Source organism: Type-F symbiont of Plautia stali, from assembly GCF_059731105.1.
The window spans coordinates 2557215-2574359 of record NZ_AP035909.1 but is presented as its reverse complement, the minus strand read 5'-3'; the positions used below and the strand labels follow the sequence as shown (position 1 = coordinate 2574359).

The window sequence follows — 17145 nt, the reverse complement described above, 5'->3', positions numbered from 1 at the left end:
TACAAGGAGTGCACATGGCTATTTTGGTAACGGGCGGGGCAGGCTATATCGGTTCCCATACCGTACTGGCGCTGCTGCAGCGCGGTGATGATGTAGTGGTGCTGGATAACCTCTGCAATGCCTCACGCGAAGCGATCAACCGCGTTGAAAAGCTGGCGGGGAAGAAAGCGACCTTCGTCGAAGGCGACATCCGTGACCGCGCCTGCCTGCGCGACCTGTTTGCCTCAAACAGCATTTCCGCCGTCATCCACTTCGCCGCGCTGAAAGCGGTCGGAGAGTCGACGCGTATGCCTCTGGAGTATTACGAGAACAACGTCGCGGGTACGGTAGTGCTGCTGGAAGAGATGCGTAACGCGGGCGTGTGGAACTTCATCTTCAGTTCGTCGGCCACCGTTTATGGCGCGGATGCACCGGTTCCCTATGTGGAAACGACCCCGATTGGCGGCACTACCAGTCCTTACGGCACTTCTAAGCTGATGATCGAGTTCGTCATGCGCGACTTTGCTAAGGCAGAGCCGAAGTTTAAGGCGATTGCGCTGCGCTACTTCAACCCGGTTGGCGCGCATGAGTCAGGCGAAATCGGCGAAGACCCGACCGGCATCCCGAATAACCTGCTGCCATACATCGCACAGGTCGCGATTGGTCGTCTGGAGAAGCTGGGTGTGTTTGGCGGTGACTACGATACGCCTGACGGCACCTGCCTGCGTGACTACATCCATGTGGTCGACCTGGCTGAAGGACACCTGAAGGCGCTGGACCATCTGAGCAAAGTTGAGGGCTACACCGCCTTTAACCTCGGCGGCGGCAAAGGCTTCTCGGTACTGGAGATGATCAAGGCGTTTGAGCAAGCCTCCGGCAAAGCGATTCCGTTTGAAATCAAACCGCGTCGTGACGGCGACCTGCCTGCCTTCTGGGCAGATGCGTCCCTGGCGAACCGTGAGCTCGACTGGCGCGTAACACGCGGCATCGATGAAATGATGCGCGATACGTGGAACTGGCAGAGTAAGAACCCGGATGGGTTTCGGTAGTTGAAAAAAGGCGAACTGAGGTTCGCCTTTTTTAATGTTTACATTGAAATATCTTATCAACCCTTTCTCACTATTCTGATTGCCTCGTCCTGGCACATCAGTAACCATCCCCTGCGTCAGTTAAGCGCTCATAAGTTGAACTAACACCTGTTAAACAAACGCATTTTATTCGTAATACCTATACCTGAGTGATAGAATTTGCGATTGTTGAATGATAAACCCACTTAAACAGTTTCATTAATAAAGTGATATCAATCAATGAAATGCTGATAGTGAAGCGAGTGCTCAGTATCAGCATAATCATTCGTCTGAAGACAATCAGCATTGTGGGAGCTGTAACCCAGGGGCGGTAGCGTGCTCTGGACGCATATGATTGTCTGCATTTTATACAGGCACCCATGCCTCAGATAGCTTGTCAGGAATAAACACGTTATGAAGATACTTATCACTGGTGGTGCAGGTTTTATCGGTTCGGCAGTTGTCCGTCATGTTATTAACAATACGAATGATGAAGTTATAAACGTTGATAAACTGACTTATGCAGGCAACCTGGAGTCATTGAAAGACGTCAGCGACAGCTCCCGCTACACGTTCAGACAGGTTGATATCTGTGATGGACAGGCTGTCACTGACGTACTGAATGAATTTCAGCCAGATGCGATCATGCACCTGGCTGCGGAAAGCCATGTTGACCGTTCAATTACCGGACCGGCAGAGTTTGTTCAGACGAACGTGGTAGGCACCTATGCTCTGTTAGAGGCGGCACGTCATTACTGGAGTGTATTACCTGAAGCACGTAAAAGTGCCTTCCGTTTTCACCATATCTCTACGGATGAAGTTTATGGCGATCTGCCGCATCCGGATGAAATGGATGGTGAGCTGCCATTGTTTACCGAAGAGACACCTTATGCGCCGAGCAGCCCTTACTCCTCGACTAAAGCTGCCAGCGATCATCTGGTTCGCGCATGGGGCCGCACCTACAAGTTGCCGGTGATTGTCACTAACTGCTCAAACAACTATGGTCCTTATCACTTTCCGGAAAAACTGATCCCACTGATCATCAGCAATGCGCTTGAAGGCAAACCACTGCCAATCTACGGTAAAGGCGATCAGATCCGTGACTGGCTCTATGTTGAAGACCACGCGCGCGCACTCTATACCGTGGTGAAAAATGCAAAAACCGGGACTACTTACAACATCGGTGGCCATAACGAAAAGAAAAACATTGATGTAGTGCTGAAGGTCTGCGAATTGCTGGATCAACTGCGTCCAAAAGCGACCCCGTACAGTGATCAAATCACCTACGTTCAGGATCGTCCGGGACACGATCGTCGTTACGCAATCGATGCTGCTAAGATTGAAAAAGATCTGGGCTGGAAACCGGAAGAGACCTTTGAAACAGGTCTGAAGAAAACTGTCGAATGGTACCTGAACAATTCACAATGGGTTGAGCATGTGAAGAGTGGTGCCTATCAGAACTGGATCGAACAAAACTACGAGAAACGTAGCTAATGGATATTCTGCTTTTTGGTAAGAACGGTCAGGTTGGCTGGGAGTTACAGCGTGCACTGGCACCGCTGGGTAATCTGATTGTCGTAGATCGTCACTCTACTGACTTCTGTGGCGATTTTGAAAATCCTGAGGGGATTGCAGAGACAGTTCGCAGAATCAGGCCAGCCGTTATCGTCAATGCTACTGCCTATACGGCAGTGGATAAGGCTGAGTCTGAAGAGGACAAAGCCCGTCTGGTCAATGCGACCTCAATTGATGCGCTGGCCAGAGCGGCCGAAGAAACTGGCGCGTGGTTGATTCATTACTCAACCGACTATGTGTTTGATGGATCAGGTGAGAAACCCTGGCGTGAAGACGATGCAACAGCTCCGCTGAATGTCTATGGTCAGACCAAGCTGGAAGGGGAGCAGGCCATCGTCAGTAACATGACGAAATACCTCATCTTCCGCACCAGCTGGGTGTATGCCGCAAAAGGAAATAACTTCGCCAAAACTATGCTTAAGCTGGCAAAAGATCGCGATGCATTGTCTGTGATTAACGATCAGTATGGCGCGCCAACAGGGGCAGAACTTATTGCTGATAGTACTGCTCACGCCATCAGAGTGGCGCTGGGTAACAGTGGCGTTGCTGGCATTTACCATCTTATTGCAGCAGGTGAGACCACCTGGCATGCCTATGCCACTAAAGTGATTGAGTTTGCGAAAGCACAGGGTGTTGAGCTTCAGGTTCAGACAATTAATGCGGTGCCCACCAGTGCATTCCCGACACCGGCTAAACGCCCGGCTAACTCAAGACTTAGCACAGAGAAGTTCCAGCAGGGCTTTGGTCTGACACTGCCCGACTGGACTGTGGGCGTCGAACGTATGTTGCTTGAAACTCTTATTTAATAGCAGCAGGCCGCATAAGCGGCCTGTCCAATTAAGGTGATATTGTGAAAAAGAATAAAGGTATTATTCTCGCTGGTGGCTCAGGAACACGCCTCTACCCGGTAACGATGGCAGTCAGCAAGCAATTGCTTCCGGTCTATGATAAGCCGATGATTTACTACCCACTCAGCACGCTGATGCTGGCAGGGATCAACGACATTCTGATTATCAGTACGCCGCAGGATACGCCACGCTTTGAAAGTCTGTTAGGTGATGGTTCCCAATGGGGCATTTCGATTCAGTATAAAGTACAGCCAAGCCCGGATGGACTAGCTCAGGCATTCATCATTGGTGAAGAGTTCATTGGTGACGACTCAGTCGCGCTCATTCTTGGCGACAATATTTTCTATGGTCACGACCTCTACAAGCAACTTGAAGCCGCATCTACTAAAGAAGATGGAGCTACTGTTTTTGCGTATCATGTTACCGATCCTGAGCGCTACGGTGTCGTGGAATTTGATAGCGAAGGTAAAGCGATTTCTCTGGTAGAAAAACCTGAACATCCACGTAGCAACTACGCGGTCACCGGTCTTTATTTTTATGATAACAGCGTAGTGGAAATGGCAAAAAACCTTGCGCCATCCCCGCGTGGTGAACTTGAGATCACCGACATCAACCGTATCTATATGGAACAAGGCAAGCTTTCTGTCTCGATTATGGGACGTGGTCATGCATGGCTGGATACCGGAACGCATCAGAGCCTGATGGAAGCCAATAACTTCATTCAGACTATTGAATCACGACAGGGCTTAAAAGTTGCCTGCCCGGAAGAAATCGCATTCAGAATGGGTTTTATCGATAAAGCGCAATTGCAGGAGCTGGCCAAGCCCTATCTAAAAAATGAATATGGCAAATATCTGATGGCTTTGGTTGAAGGACGTTTATAATGAATATCATTGATACTAAAATTGCTGACGTGAAAATCATTGAGCCGAGAGTTTTTGGTGACGAACGTGGTTTTTTTATGGAGACGTGGAATCAGCAAAAATTTGAAGAGTTAGTTTGTCCCCGACAGTTTGTTCAGGATAATCACTCTAAATCTCTCAAAGGAATATTGCGCGGCCTGCATTATCAGACAGAAAACACGCAAGGTAAATTGGTAAGAGTGGTTGAAGGGGAGGTATATGATGTTGCAGTAGATATGCGTCAATCATCACCAACCTTTGGACAGTGGGTAGGTGTTATACTTTCTGCTGAAAATAAAAGACAATTATGGGTGCCTGAAGGATTCGCACATGGTTTTTATGTGACATCGGATAGCGCTGAATTTGTATACAAATGCACAGACTACTATACGCCATCTGCAGAACATTCACTTTTATGGAATGACCCATCTTTAGGGATTGAATGGCCAATTTTTGAAAACTCTGAGCCATTACTTTCTGCAAAAGACAAAGATGGATTACCTTTTGATAAAGCTGTGTATTTCGATTGATTAACAGGTGCGCAAATAATAGTAAAGTTCTAATGCTATAGCGTTGAGCATGAATCTATGAATTTAAGCACTTATTAGGTCTTGCAGATATTGCTCATGTCAAATTTTTGCATTTGAATACACATTATTTTGAAGAGAAAACAAATGGATCCTCATTCAAGTAAACCTAGTTCGCTTATAACAATAATAAAAAGTTGCTTTATGAACCGTAATCTTATTTACCAGATGACAAAGAGAGAGGTTACTGGTAGATACCGTGGTTCCGTTATGGGTATTCTCTGGACATTTATTAACCCGATATTAATGCTTTCAGTATACACATTCGTATTTTCGGTAGTATTCAAAGCGCGCTGGGGTACTGGAACATTAAGTTAATCTAAAAGTGATTTTGCGGTAATTTTGTTTGCTGGTCTTCTGGTACATACATTGTTCGCAGAGGCATTAAGCAGGGCGCCATCGTTAATAATAGGCAATGCAAACTATGTAAAGAAAGTGGTTTTTCCTTTAGAAATATTATCAATCAGTAATTTACTAAGTGTTCTGTTTCATACCTTTATTAGCATAATTGTATTGTTGGTTGCTTTTGCTATATTTAATGGATATCTGCATTGGACAGTTATTCTTATGCCGCTGGTTCTTTTTCCATTAGTTATTTTTACGTTAGGGTTATCCTGGTTTTTATCATCGCTAGGCGTTTGCCTGAGGGATGTTGGCCAGACAATTTCAATTATAGTTACTATATTAATGTTTTTATCACCAATATTTTACCCTATCAGCGCGCTACCAAAAGAATTTCAATCTTTAATAATGTTAAATCCGTTAACATTTATCATCGAGCAATCTCGTGATGTTTTAATTTGGGGCAAAATGCCCGACTTTTACGGTTTAGCAATTTATTCTGTCATTTCGATAGTAATAATGTGGTTATGCTTTGTCTGGTTCCAAAAAACGCGAAAAGGCTTTGCTGATGTCCTCTAAAGATAATGCAATTGAAATTCATGGCGTGGGCAAGTGTTATCAGGTTTATGAAAACCCGGTGCACCGTTTAAAACAATTTATTGTTCCTCGTATTGATAGAGCATTCGGCAGGGTAGGACGAACCTACCACGAAGATTTTTGGGCTCTCAAAGATATTTCTTTTGAGTTACCTAAAGGTCAGACGATGGGTATAGTCGGTCGAAATGGATCTGGTAAGTCAACATTGCTTCAGATTATCGCAGGAACTCTCACTCCTTCAACTGGCCATGTGAATGTGAAAGGACGAGTGGCTGCGCTACTGGAATTAGGTGCAGGATTTAACAGTGACTTTACTGGTAGAGAAAATATCTATTTAAATGCTTCTCTTCTGGGATTAACAAAAGAAGAAACCGACAGCAAACTGGATGACATCTTAGGATTTGCTGACATAGGTCGCTTTATCGATTCTCCTGTACGTTCTTATTCAAGTGGGATGTTGGTCAGATTAGCTTTTTCAGTGCAAGCTCAAATCGATCCTGAAATTTTGATTGTTGATGAGGCATTAGCTGTTGGAGATGCAAAGTTTCAAGCCAAGTGTTTCAGCCGCCTCAAACGTTTGAAAGAAAATGGAACCTCGATACTCTTCGTCTCACACGCCACAGAACAGATTGTTACGCATTGTGACCTTGCCGTTCTGCTTGACGGCGGTGAATTAAAAGCCTCCGGCAAACCAAAAATAGTTGTTAATCAGTATCTCGATGTACTCTTTGGCAAAAAAGGCAAAGATAATCAAAGAGAGGCGGTCGCAAAACAGATAAAAGATGCAGCTGTTGGTGAAAAGGAACGATTAGACAGAATCGAACATCCTTCTAAAGAAATGAATGACTTGAAAAACTCATTACTGGATGGCGTTTTTGAAAGTAGGATGAATTATAACCCTAACGAGTTCAGATGGGGTGATAAGGCGGCAGAAATTGTCGATTTTTATTTGGAGCAAAGTAATACCGCTTATCCATCTTCTTTTGAACATAATGAAAATATAAAATTAATGATTAAAGTGGTCTTCAATGAACTTGTTGTGAGGCCAATTTTTGGTTTTGCAATAAAAACTAAAGAAGGCGTTACTATTTATAATACCAATAGTGAATGGCAGGAGATAACGCCTTTAACGGAAGGCAAGGTCGGTGATGCCGCTACTATTAAGATTGATTTCCCGAATATATTATACGAAGGTGACTACTTCCTGTCTCTGGGGGTTGCTAGCAGTGATACCAACGGGGAAGTCATACCACATGATCGCCGTTATGACTCCATTCACATTTCTGTAGCACCAGTAAAAACTTTTACGGGGTTTGCAGACCTAAGCGCTAAAATCGAGATTGACCATGAATAGCTTATTGCAAATACTTTCAAATTCAGATTTTGTTCAAAATGAAGATAAAGTCTGGCATGCAAAAGAGATTGGTGAATTTGCTTATAACGATGGTGATGAAGCTGAGCTCTACCTTCTTAATGTCATCAAAAATGCGGAAGATAAAAGCTGCCGTTCAACTGAACTGGCAAGTAAGATGATCGATTGGCCTTCAACCTATCATCTTACTTCACGCAGAGCCAATCTACTGCGGCCATTTGAAGCCAAATTTAAAAATAAACGCGTTCTTGAGATTGGCTGCGGTTGTGGCGCCATTACGCGTTTTTTAGGTGAAGCTGGCGCTGAAGTAGTTTCTGTTGAAGGTAGTTTTCGCAGGGCGTCGATTGCAAGAGCAAGATGTGAAGATTTGAACAACGTAGAAGTTATCTGTTCATCAAGCGATAAGCTTCCTGACCTGGGGAAATTTGATTACGTTCTGCTGATCGGCGTCCTGGAATACGCAAGGATGTTTCTAGGTGAAAATGGTCAGGCCATTTTACTTGATAGCTGCCGCTCAAAATTAGATGATGATGGAAAATTATTTGTTGCCATTGAAAACAAAGTGGGTATCAAATATTTTGCCGGTGCTTTCGAAGACCATGTTGGGCAGCAGATGTATGGCATTAACAACAGTTATGAACGTAATGGCGTTGTGACTTTTGGACGTGAAGAGTTAAAATCCCTGGTCAGTGATGCTGGTTTCAACCATGTCGAAGAATACCTTCCACTGCCTGATTATAAATTACCAACCGATGTTGTAACTCCTCTGGGCTGGAAGAAGTATTCTAAACAGTTAAGCCAGATAGCTGTTGAAAGTGCACATAAAGATATTCAGGGAATCGCTGAACCTGTATTCTCTATTGAGCAGGCTTTAAAGTCTGTATGGAGAAATGAACTTAGTGCTGATTTATCAAATTCATTTTTATTTGTCGCTTCACCAAATCAATTTAGCTATGAAGACAATACCCTACTGCATCATTATTCAGACGGTCGTTTACCAGAATATAATAAAAATCTAATTATAATTGAAAACGGCTCTAACGGCCTGGAAGTGCTTACGTCGAGCGCGAATAAAAATTTCGTCAAGCCTGATGAAAATCATAATTTTTTCCATGAAAGTGTCGAAAGAACACCTTTCTTCCCAGGTGAAAGCTTATGGCTGAATTTAATTGATATATTAAATAAGCCTGGCTGGAAAAAAACTGATATCCAGGCCTGGCTTGATGCCTGGATCAGGGTTATTGTTCGCGAAGAAAATATTGAAACCAGCATTGATAAAGATACTTTGTTGCCTGGAAAGTACAACGATGCAATGCCATTCAATATCCTGGTTGATGGCAAGAATAATGTAAAGTTTATCGATCTTGAATGGATAGCTCAGGAGAGCATTTCATTAGGCTATATAGTATTCAGGGGTGTTCTGCATTCATTATTACGAGTAACATCTGTATCAAACTCGATCGATGGAGAGAACCTGAATTTGCAGCAGTTACTTGAAGATATTCTTTTATCTTCAACGTTAAACATTGAGCATGGAGATGTAGAATCATACTGGGAACGCGAGTTTGTTTTTATGGAACAAACGCAAATTGGTGATGTAGCTAATATCAGAAATGCCTTTTCTAAGGCGGTACTTAAAACCAGAGTTTCTTTGATTGATTACGCTGTAAGAAACTCAGCGCTTCAATCAAAAATCACAGAATACGAGACTATAGTGAAAGATTCAATTAACAAGGAACGTGTTGAACTGTCAGAGGTTTACGACAAAAAAATCGCCTCTTTAACTGACATTCACGACGAAAATGTAGCCTCTTTAAAGGCTATCGTGCAGGCTTTTGAACAACAAAATGCAGAGTTGTCAGAAACTAACGAACTTCTCCATAAAAGTATCCTTGAGCAAAAAGAGATGCTCGAAAGATTGGAGCAAGAGAATAGCAAACTACACCAGGATGTTAATAACAACATAAATTCTGCGTCCTCAGATAAAAGCAGATTGTTGCAGCTGGAAAAACAAAATCATAATAATATTCTTAAAATTAATGAGCTGAATGCTGAAGTTAATAGGCTGATTTCTACTAACTCCTGGAAGATTACTAAGCCCCTTAGATTTTCCATGAGATTATTACGCGGACAACATCAAATCGCATTACAACCTTTAAAAAGCAACTTGCGTAATAAGCTGAAAGGACTTTATTATCAAGCACCTGTTCAGTATCGTCGACAGTTATTAGAGATTGCGTTCAAAGTCAGACCAACATGGTTTGTAAATCATCCTGAGTATCAAAAGAGAAACGGCAGTTTCTCTAATATTGATTCTAATACTCAACAGTTGTTAGTTGATATTAACTCATTACCTGCGACGCTCTCTGCCAAGCCACAAAATGTGGCGTTGCATTGCCATATATTTTATCATGATTTAATTTCTGAATTTTCTCATCATATATCGCAGGTTCCCTTTGAACTGGATGTTTTTGTTTCAGTCACTACCCAGGAAGGTCTGACAATCTGTAAAAGTGAACTAGAAAAACTTTCTAATATCAGGAAACTTGTTGTCGAGATCGTGCCTAACAGAGGTCGGGATATTGGACCTATGTTTGCTCACTTCGGTAGTCGGCTAAAAGTTTACGATTATGTGGGGCACATTCAGAGTAAAAAATCGCTCTATAATGCGGGTGCAACGTTAGGATGGCGTGAATACTTGTTTAATGCACTTCTCGGTTCCAGAGAAAATGTTGAACGTATATTCCACCAGTTTGAAACTAATCCAGCGTTAGGTATTGTCTATCCTCAGGCGTTTGTGCAAGTACCTTATGCGGCATTTACATGGCTTGCTAACAAAGCAGATGGTCATCGCCTATGTAACATGATGGGCATCGAAATGCCTGAAGCATATTTTAACTTTCCCGCAGGTTCAATGTTTTGGGCGCGCATGAGTGCTATGCGACCGCTTTTTGATTTAAATCTTAAGTGGGAAGATTTCCCTGAAGAGCTAGCTCAGAATGACGGTACTGTTGCGCATGCTATCGAGCGCCTTCTTGGTATAGTTCCAACCGCACTAAATTATGATTCTTTAATTATTAAAGATAAACAGTCACCATCATGGTCAACATTTAGATTTGATCAGCAGTATTTTGGTCGTACATTTGATATGTATCAATATCTCTTTAACGATCATGATACTCATCTGGTTGCATTTGATATTTTTGACACCATTTTAACACGACCACTATTAAATCCTGATCATACTAAAAAAATTGTTGTTCAATATCTGGAAGAGCACGAAAAAGAAGCATTTATAAAGCATCGCGCCAATGCTGAAGCTCAGGCAAGGAACAATGCTGGCAAAGACGTAGATATATATAACATATACAAAGTTTTTGGGACATTAACGGGATATTCAGAAGAGAGATGTAAACAGATTGCTGATTTAGAATCTAAAGTAGAATACTCTTCTGTTTATCTCAGGCCTGATGCTAAAGAGCTCATGTTACGTGCTAAAAATGCAGGTAAGAAAGTCGTATTAGTAAGCGATATGTTCTTAAGCAAAAGTACGATTGTCGATATGCTTAATAAGTTCGATATAAGTTGTTGGGATGAGCTCTATTTGTCTTCAGATATAGGTTACAGAAAAGATACAGGTAAACTTTACGAATACGTTTTCGATAATGAAGGCATCAAAGGTGAAAATCTGGTTATGATTGGCGACAATGAGAGATCTGATCTCCAGTTGCCTGCTGATTTCTTTAAAACCAGATGTCTTCATTTATTAAGAGCCAATGATATTGCGAAATCTTTGACTGATTATAAGCCTCTTATCGGAGATCTATCGATTTCTAATGATTTGAATAATGAAATCACGCTAGGTTTGATTATCCAGAAAAATCTCAATAAGGTTGCTTCGATTGAGCCAGATGATTTGAGGCTTTACAGTGAAAGACCATATCAACTCGGTTATAACTTAGTCGGACCTTTATTGGTTTCATTCTGTGACTGGCTTTATAATAAGTCTAATGATACCAAAACTCAGCATTTATTCTTCCTTGCAAGGGAAGGTAAAATAATTAAAGAAGTATTCGACAAGTGGAATGCCACATATGAAAAACCAATTCCAGGTTCATCGTACCTGCAACTTTCACGCCGCTCAGTAAACGTTCCTAAAATTAAGAACTTCGAACATGTTAAAGAGATTGCAGCAATTGATTTTTATCCGAATGAATTAGCGACATTCCTTTTTGAGCGATATGGTCTCGAGCTAAATAACGAAAAGTGGCAAGAGATCTTTGATAAAGGATTATGGAATAATTCAAGAAAAGTTGAAGTCAGGAATAAAGATATTTCAAACATTGAACCTGTTCTTCAGTACTTGCTACCCGAAATTATGGAGTGCGCGAGTAATGAGAATAAAGCAATGAGCCATTATCTTGAAAGTACTGGGATCACTCACAAACAAGATGTGGCAATTGTCGACGTCGGCTATTCAGGAACGATTCAGAAATCTTTGATACAACTGTTAGATAAGCCAGTTAACGGTTTCTATATGGCGACATCTAATCTGATTCGTAATGATTTAAATCCTCAGGCTCTTGCTGAGGGGTGCTTTGTTAGCAACTCTTTGGAAAATTTTGCAGATTCCAGAATTTTCAGTAAAAGCTTTGCTCTTGAGCAGTTATTAAGTGCCAATGATGCTCAAATTGCCAAATATGTTCTTTCTGAAAATGGTGAGCTTGAAAAAGTATTTAAACCTTTACGCGACGAAGAGTTAGCTACTCAACCAATTCGTAATGAGCTGCAGAGAGGTATTATGGACTTTGTTGCAGCTGCAATTGAAATCAAGTCTGACTTTTACCCTCTGTTTACTCCATCGCTTTATGTGGCGGACAAATTATATACTGGGTTCGTAGATTCCGGAAAAGACAAGCAAAATAGCGTATTGCAACAATTGGTTCTTGATGATGATTATTGCGGTCGTGGTTTGGTGAGTTAAAAGCACGTTAATATCTGATATGGATGCCTTAGGGCATCCATATCATGTTGGTGAAATAAATGAATACTTCAAGAGTTGCTATTATAATGGGTTCATATAATGGCGAGGATTTTATTAAGCAGCAGCTGAATTCAATACAAGAACAAAGTTTTGAAGATTGGTTCCTATGGATTTCAGATGATAATTCCACTGATTTAACTATTGATTATGTAACTGATTTCCTCAATAAAAATAAAGGTGCAGGAAAGCTTTTAACCGGCCCTGGAAAAGGATTTAATGAAAATTTTAAATCTTTAATCATGAATGAAGCGATACATTCTGAGTATTACGCTTTCTCAGATCAAGACGATATTTGGGCAAAATCAAAGCTTGCGAGAGCTGTTGAATGGCTTGATACTGTCCCCTATGAGATCCCAGCTTTTTTTTGTAGTCGAACAGAGCTTATTGATCAGAATAATAAATTTATTGGTTTCTCACCGGATTTTAAAAAAAAGCCCGACTTCAAAAATGCGCTAATTCAAAATATTGCCAGTGGTAATACAATGGTGTTTAACCATGCTGCCCGTGAATTACTTAAACTTTCACTTAGCGGTCCGGTTGTAATTCATGACTGGAGCCTGTATTTAGTTGTTACTGCATGCGGTGGGCAAGTGTTCTACGATAGTTCCCCGTCTGTTTTTTATCGCCAGCACACAGCAAATGTTATTGGCAATAGCATGGGATTAAAGCAACGTTTCAGAAACTACAAACTTGCGTCTCAGGGCAGAAGGCAAATCTGGAATGATACAAACATTTCTATGCTTGAAAGGATCCATCCGCATCTGACATTTGAAGCAAAAAAGACACTTCATCTATTTCGTGCAATTCGACAAAGGTCTTTATTCAAAAGAGTATTAAGCTTAAAAGAATCAGGTGTTTATCATCAACAACTGATAGGGACACTGACTACTTTTGTTCACACATTAATGAATCGTATGTAAAATTGGTGTTTTAGTGAAAATAATTGCCTCGTTAGTTCTCTACAAGCATACTTACTCTGATATAGAGAAAACCCTAAGTTCACTCATTTCAGAAAAGAGTGTCGATAAAATATGTATAGTCGACAACGGATCTCATTGTGAATGGTTAAATAAGTTTGCTCACCCTAAAGTCAATATTATAAAGTTGCCCGTGAACAGAGGATTTGGCAGTGGCCATAATGCCACTTTTAAACATTTCTGGAAAAGTTCTGATTTTTTCTTGATCTGCAATCCTGATATTTCTTTTACTCCAGGTCAGGTAGATAATCTTTACGAATTTAGTATTCAGCAAAAAAGTGGTCTTGCAATCCCTAAAGTTATTTATCCCGATGGAAGTTTACAGCATGGATGTAAACTCCTTCCTGAACCACATCAACTATTTCTTCGTCGTTTTTGGCCCGCATTGGCTGAACGTATAAATATTAAATATGAACTTCGTGAAGCTGATTACGAAAAAGTTTTCTTTGCACCCTCGCTCTCTGGATGCTTCATTCTCGTCAGTCAATTTGCACTAGAGAGCGTCAGGAATTTTGACGAGAGATTCTTTCTGTATTTAGAAGATGTCGATTTTAGCCGGAGAGTTTGTGCTTCTGGCTATCCTGTCCTTTACTGTCCGTACTCAACAGTGGTTCATGAATCTCAGCGTCGCTCTTATAAAGATGTTAAATTTCTTTTTTATCATATTTCTTCGGCAGTGCGATACTTCAATAAGTGGGGCTGGTTTAAGGATGAAGAGAGAGATAAATTAAATAGTCGTTGTCTTTCATCTCTTAATGGAAATAAATAATTTCCGGCTTGTAACAGACTGATACTTTCTCTTTTGAAAGGTCGGTTTACAGCTTTGGTTTTTTTATATACGGACCAGGCTACTTTGCTTGTTATTTAGTGCTTCTGGCGTTTGATGTTAAAATGTCAATGCACATATTGTGCGAATGAACTCTATTAATTAATGTTATATAACGTTTCAGATTAATCAAATCTACCGAATTTTATCTATCTGAGTTATATTGAAGTGTTATTTTCGCTAGGCCTATACGGCACAGTTAGTGACTTTCAGACAGGAGTATGTAATGTCCAAGCAACAGATCGGCGTTGTAGGTATGGCAGTGATGGGCCGCAACCTGGCTCTTAACATTGAGAGCCGCGGTTACACTGTTTCAATCTTCAACCGTTCACGCGAAAAGACTGATGAAGTCATCGCTGAGAACCCGGGCAAGAAACTTGCTCCTTTTTACACCGTTGAAGAGTTTGTCGAATCGCTGGAAAAACCTCGTCGTATCCTGCTGATGGTTCAGGCGGGTGAAGCGACCGATAAGACTATCGCCTCTCTGACTCCACACCTGGATAAAGGCGACATTCTGATTGATGGTGGTAACACCTTCTACAAAGACACTATCCGTCGTAACAAAGAGCTGTCTGACCAGGGCTTCAACTTCATCGGTACCGGTGTTTCCGGTGGGGAAGAGGGCGCACTGAAAGGCCCATCTATTATGCCTGGTGGCCAGAAAGAAGCGTATGAGCTGGTTGCGCCAATCCTGGATAAGATCGCAGCACGTGCCGAAGATGGTGAAGCCTGTGTGGCTTACATCGGTCCTAATGGCGCGGGTCACTATGTGAAGATGGTTCACAACGGCATCGAATATGGCGACATGCAGCTGATTGCTGAAGCTTACGCACTGCTGAAAGGTGCGCTGGGTCTTAGCAATGAAGAGCTGGCTGAAACCTTCACCGACTGGAACAACGGCGAGCTGAGCAGCTACCTGATCGACATCACCAAAGATATCTTTACCAAGAAAGATGAAGACGGTAAATATCTGGTTGATGTGATTCTGGATGAAGCAGCGAACAAAGGCACCGGTAAGTGGACCAGCCAGAGCTCGCTGGATCTGGGCGAACCTCTGTCCCTGATCACCGAATCTGTCTTCGCGCGTTATCTTTCTTCGCTGAAAACCCAGCGTGTCGCGGCGTCTAAAGTCCTGAGCGGTCCACAGGCGCAGGCCTTCACCGGCGACAAAGCTGAGTTTATCGAGAAAGTTCGTCGTGCTCTTTACCTGGGTAAAATCGTCTCTTATGCGCAGGGCTTCTCACAGCTGCGTGCGGCATCAGAAGAGAACAACTGGGATCTGCACTACGGCGAAATCGCGAAGATTTTCCGTGCCGGCTGCATCATCCGTGCCCAGTTCCTGCAGAAGATCACTGATGCTTATGAAGCAGATGCGGGTATTGCTAACCTGCTGCTGGCGCCTTACTTCAAAGATATCGCGGATCAGTATCAGCAGGCGCTGCGTGATGTCGTTTCTTACGCCATCCAGAACGGTATCCCGACGCCGACCTTCTCGGCAGCGATTGCTTACTACGACAGCTATCGTTCAGAAGTCCTGCCTGCTAACCTGATTCAGGCGCAGCGTGACTACTTCGGTGCCCATACTTACAAGCGCATTGATAAAGACGGTGTGTTCCACACCGAGTGGTTAGATTAATCACTAAAAAGGGCTTCCTTCGGGAAGCCCTTTTTTTATCCCACCAGCAAATCCCCGCTGCGAATCTCTTTCTCTCCCGCCAGCCTCACCACCAGCATACCTGCCGTGGCAAACCTCACCCAGTGCCGTGCATACAGAATACCGCCATGCTCCGCCACCAGCGGGGTGATGTGGTCCGTCAGTGGATCGACAATCTCAGCCACCACTTCTCCCGGACGAATCTCTGCGCCCAGCGGTTTACGATGCAGAATCAATCCTGACACCGGCGAGTGAATATATTCACAGCCAGCCAGAGGTGTCGGCGGGTTTTTCAGGGCTGGGGAGGAGGCCGCGGAACCCTCACTATGGCGTTCTTTGATCACGCCTGCTTCTCCCGGCGCTTCAGCCGCATCGGGTACGGTTAAACCGATGGGGCCGTCATTGATGGCCACCACATCATCTCCGCCTGCGCTCGCCGGGACCAGCTCATCACCGCCAATAACGGGTGCGGCCACTTCCACCGAAATCGAAGGTTCGCTGTAGCCGATATAGCCCCCCTCCTGCAACGCTGAAATAATGGCATCCGCATCCTTTTCCGCCTGCTCAGGCGAGACATCACGAACGCCTCTCAACTCCAGCGTCGCCGGCAGCAGCCCGCGTGGCATCGGATACGCTTTGCCAAACCGCTCCGCCAGCGTCAGCCAGGGTTCGCAGCAGGCTTCATCAAAGGGTTCGCCGCCGGAGATTTGCGCCAGCAACTGCACTTCACTGCCCAGCCAGCGTGCCAGCGGCTCAATATCCGGCCACGCATGCGGGGTGGTGTAGAGATGCGGTACGGCTTCCCAGTCGCAGTGCAGGTCAATCATCAGATCGGCCTGGCTGGCCATTCGCATCAGCGTGTAGCGCTGTGCATCCAGTTCGGTCTTAGGGACGGTATCGCGGTAATGGCGATCGATCGCCTCGCGGATCAGGCTTCTGTTCTGCGATTCACTCTGGGTCAGGCTCTCAGCCAGCCCGGCCGCCAGGGTGGTGCCCAGTGAGGGGAAACGGCGATTAAAATCCTGACCGGAGAGGGTATGAAAACGTCCGAGGTGAGTACCGTGCCAGTGCTGGCCCAGTGCCAGAGGATTGGCAACCGGCACCAGCGTAAAGGCGGCTTTGAGTTGCCCGGCGGATTCCAGCGCCTGCAGCCGCTGCTTCAGGAACCACGCTACCGCCATCCCCGGCAGTTCATCGCCGTGTAATGCCGCCTGGATATAGACCTGACGCTCATGCTCCTGAGCAAAGTGAAAGCTGATGATTTCACGCTGGGTGCCTAAAGAGGCGCTTAACAGTGGATGATGTTGTTGATGCATACCGTGTTAATGTCCTTTAATCGGCAAAGGACGACAGCGCGCCGTCCCGAAAAGGTTAG

The 17145-nt window shown here is 43.7% G+C and carries 11 protein-coding genes and 1 pseudogene; 11 read left to right on the top strand and 1 reads right to left on the bottom strand.

Translation table 11 applies throughout. The features are described 5' to 3' along the window. The first annotated feature begins 14 nt into the window (after nt 1–14). The 11 genes and pseudogenes from galE (at nt 15) to gnd (ending at nt 15752) form a co-directional block, all read left to right on the top strand. On the top strand, nt 15–1028 hold the full coding sequence (gene galE / locus AC6I7A_RS12215) for a UDP-glucose 4-epimerase GalE (protein WP_009089272.1): 1014 nt from the start codon (nt 15–17) through the stop codon (nt 1026–1028). A gap of 432 nt (nt 1029–1460) precedes the next feature. After that, nucleotides 1461–2540: a dTDP-glucose 4,6-dehydratase gene (rfbB, locus tag AC6I7A_RS12210; protein WP_058956685.1), complete on the top strand. Its 1080-nt coding sequence runs from the start codon at nt 1461–1463 to the stop codon at nt 2538–2540. After that, nucleotides 2540–3427, top strand: a complete 888-nt coding sequence (gene rfbD / locus AC6I7A_RS12205) for a dTDP-4-dehydrorhamnose reductase (RefSeq protein ID WP_058956684.1) — start codon at nt 2540–2542, stop codon at nt 3425–3427. Before rfbB ends, rfbD begins: the two co-directional genes overlap by 1 nt. 44 nt (nt 3428–3471) lie before the next feature. Then, nucleotides 3472–4353 (top strand): glucose-1-phosphate thymidylyltransferase RfbA, encoded by an 882-nt coding sequence (gene rfbA / locus AC6I7A_RS12200; RefSeq protein ID WP_058956683.1) that lies wholly within the window; start codon nt 3472–3474, stop codon nt 4351–4353. Beyond that, nucleotides 4353–4901, top strand: a complete 549-nt coding sequence (rfbC, locus tag AC6I7A_RS12195) for a dTDP-4-dehydrorhamnose 3,5-epimerase (protein ID WP_072215463.1) — start codon at nt 4353–4355, stop codon at nt 4899–4901. The genes rfbA and rfbC overlap by 1 nt, the downstream gene beginning before the upstream one ends. Nucleotides 4902–5045: 144 nt before the next feature. Next, a pseudogene (locus AC6I7A_RS12190) lies at nt 5046–5879 on the top strand (ABC transporter permease). After that, nucleotides 5869–7251 (top strand): ABC transporter ATP-binding protein, encoded by a 1383-nt coding sequence (locus tag AC6I7A_RS12185; RefSeq protein WP_058956681.1) that lies wholly within the window; start codon nt 5869–5871, stop codon nt 7249–7251. The pseudogene AC6I7A_RS12190 and the gene AC6I7A_RS12185 overlap by 11 nt, the downstream one beginning before the upstream one ends. Continuing rightward, nucleotides 7244–12253, top strand: coding sequence for a rhamnan synthesis F family protein (locus tag AC6I7A_RS12180; RefSeq protein ID WP_498003684.1), 5010 nt, complete (start codon nt 7244–7246; stop codon nt 12251–12253). Before AC6I7A_RS12185 ends, AC6I7A_RS12180 begins: the two co-directional genes overlap by 8 nt. A 59-nt stretch (nt 12254–12312) precedes the next feature. Next, on the top strand, nt 12313–13233 hold the full coding sequence (locus AC6I7A_RS12175; protein WP_064484499.1) for a glycosyltransferase family 2 protein: 921 nt from the start codon (nt 12313–12315) through the stop codon (nt 13231–13233). Between the two features lie 13 nt (nt 13234–13246). After that, a complete protein-coding gene (locus AC6I7A_RS12170) occupies nt 13247–14059 on the top strand; it encodes a glycosyltransferase (RefSeq protein ID WP_072215462.1) in 813 nt (270 codons plus the stop codon). Between the two features lie 283 nt (nt 14060–14342). After that, the gene (gene gnd, locus AC6I7A_RS12165) at nt 14343–15752 is read left to right on the top strand and encodes an NADP-dependent phosphogluconate dehydrogenase (RefSeq protein ID WP_009089298.1); all 1410 of its coding nucleotides are present in this window, start codon (nt 14343–14345) and stop codon (nt 15750–15752) included. 35 nt (nt 15753–15787) lie between these two features. Here gnd and AC6I7A_RS12160 read toward each other — a convergent pair whose 3' ends face one another. Next, complete coding sequence (locus AC6I7A_RS12160) at nt 15788–17086, bottom strand: M14 family metallopeptidase (protein ID WP_058956677.1); 1299 nt, start codon at nt 17084–17086, stop codon at nt 15788–15790. Nucleotides 17087–17145: the final 59 nt, after the last annotated feature.

Coding starts and splice junctions, on each gene's coding strand:
- galE (WP_009089272.1), top strand. CDS start 15: ATGGCTATTTTGGTAACGGGCGGGGCAGGCTATATCGGTTCCCATACC.
- rfbB (WP_058956685.1), top strand. CDS start 1,461: ATGAAGATACTTATCACTGGTGGTGCAGGTTTTATCGGTTCGGCAGTT.
- rfbD (WP_058956684.1), top strand. CDS start 2,540: ATGGATATTCTGCTTTTTGGTAAGAACGGTCAGGTTGGCTGGGAGTTA.
- rfbC (WP_072215463.1), top strand. CDS start 4,353: ATGAATATCATTGATACTAAAATTGCTGACGTGAAAATCATTGAGCCG.
- AC6I7A_RS12185 (WP_058956681.1), top strand. CDS start 5,869: ATGTCCTCTAAAGATAATGCAATTGAAATTCATGGCGTGGGCAAGTGT.
- AC6I7A_RS12180 (WP_498003684.1), top strand. CDS start 7,244: ATGAATAGCTTATTGCAAATACTTTCAAATTCAGATTTTGTTCAAAAT.
- AC6I7A_RS12175 (WP_064484499.1), top strand. CDS start 12,313: ATGAATACTTCAAGAGTTGCTATTATAATGGGTTCATATAATGGCGAG.
- gnd (WP_009089298.1), top strand. CDS start 14,343: ATGTCCAAGCAACAGATCGGCGTTGTAGGTATGGCAGTGATGGGCCGC.
- AC6I7A_RS12160 (WP_058956677.1), bottom strand. CDS start 17,086: ATGCATCAACAACATCATCCACTGTTAAGCGCCTCTTTAGGCACCCAG.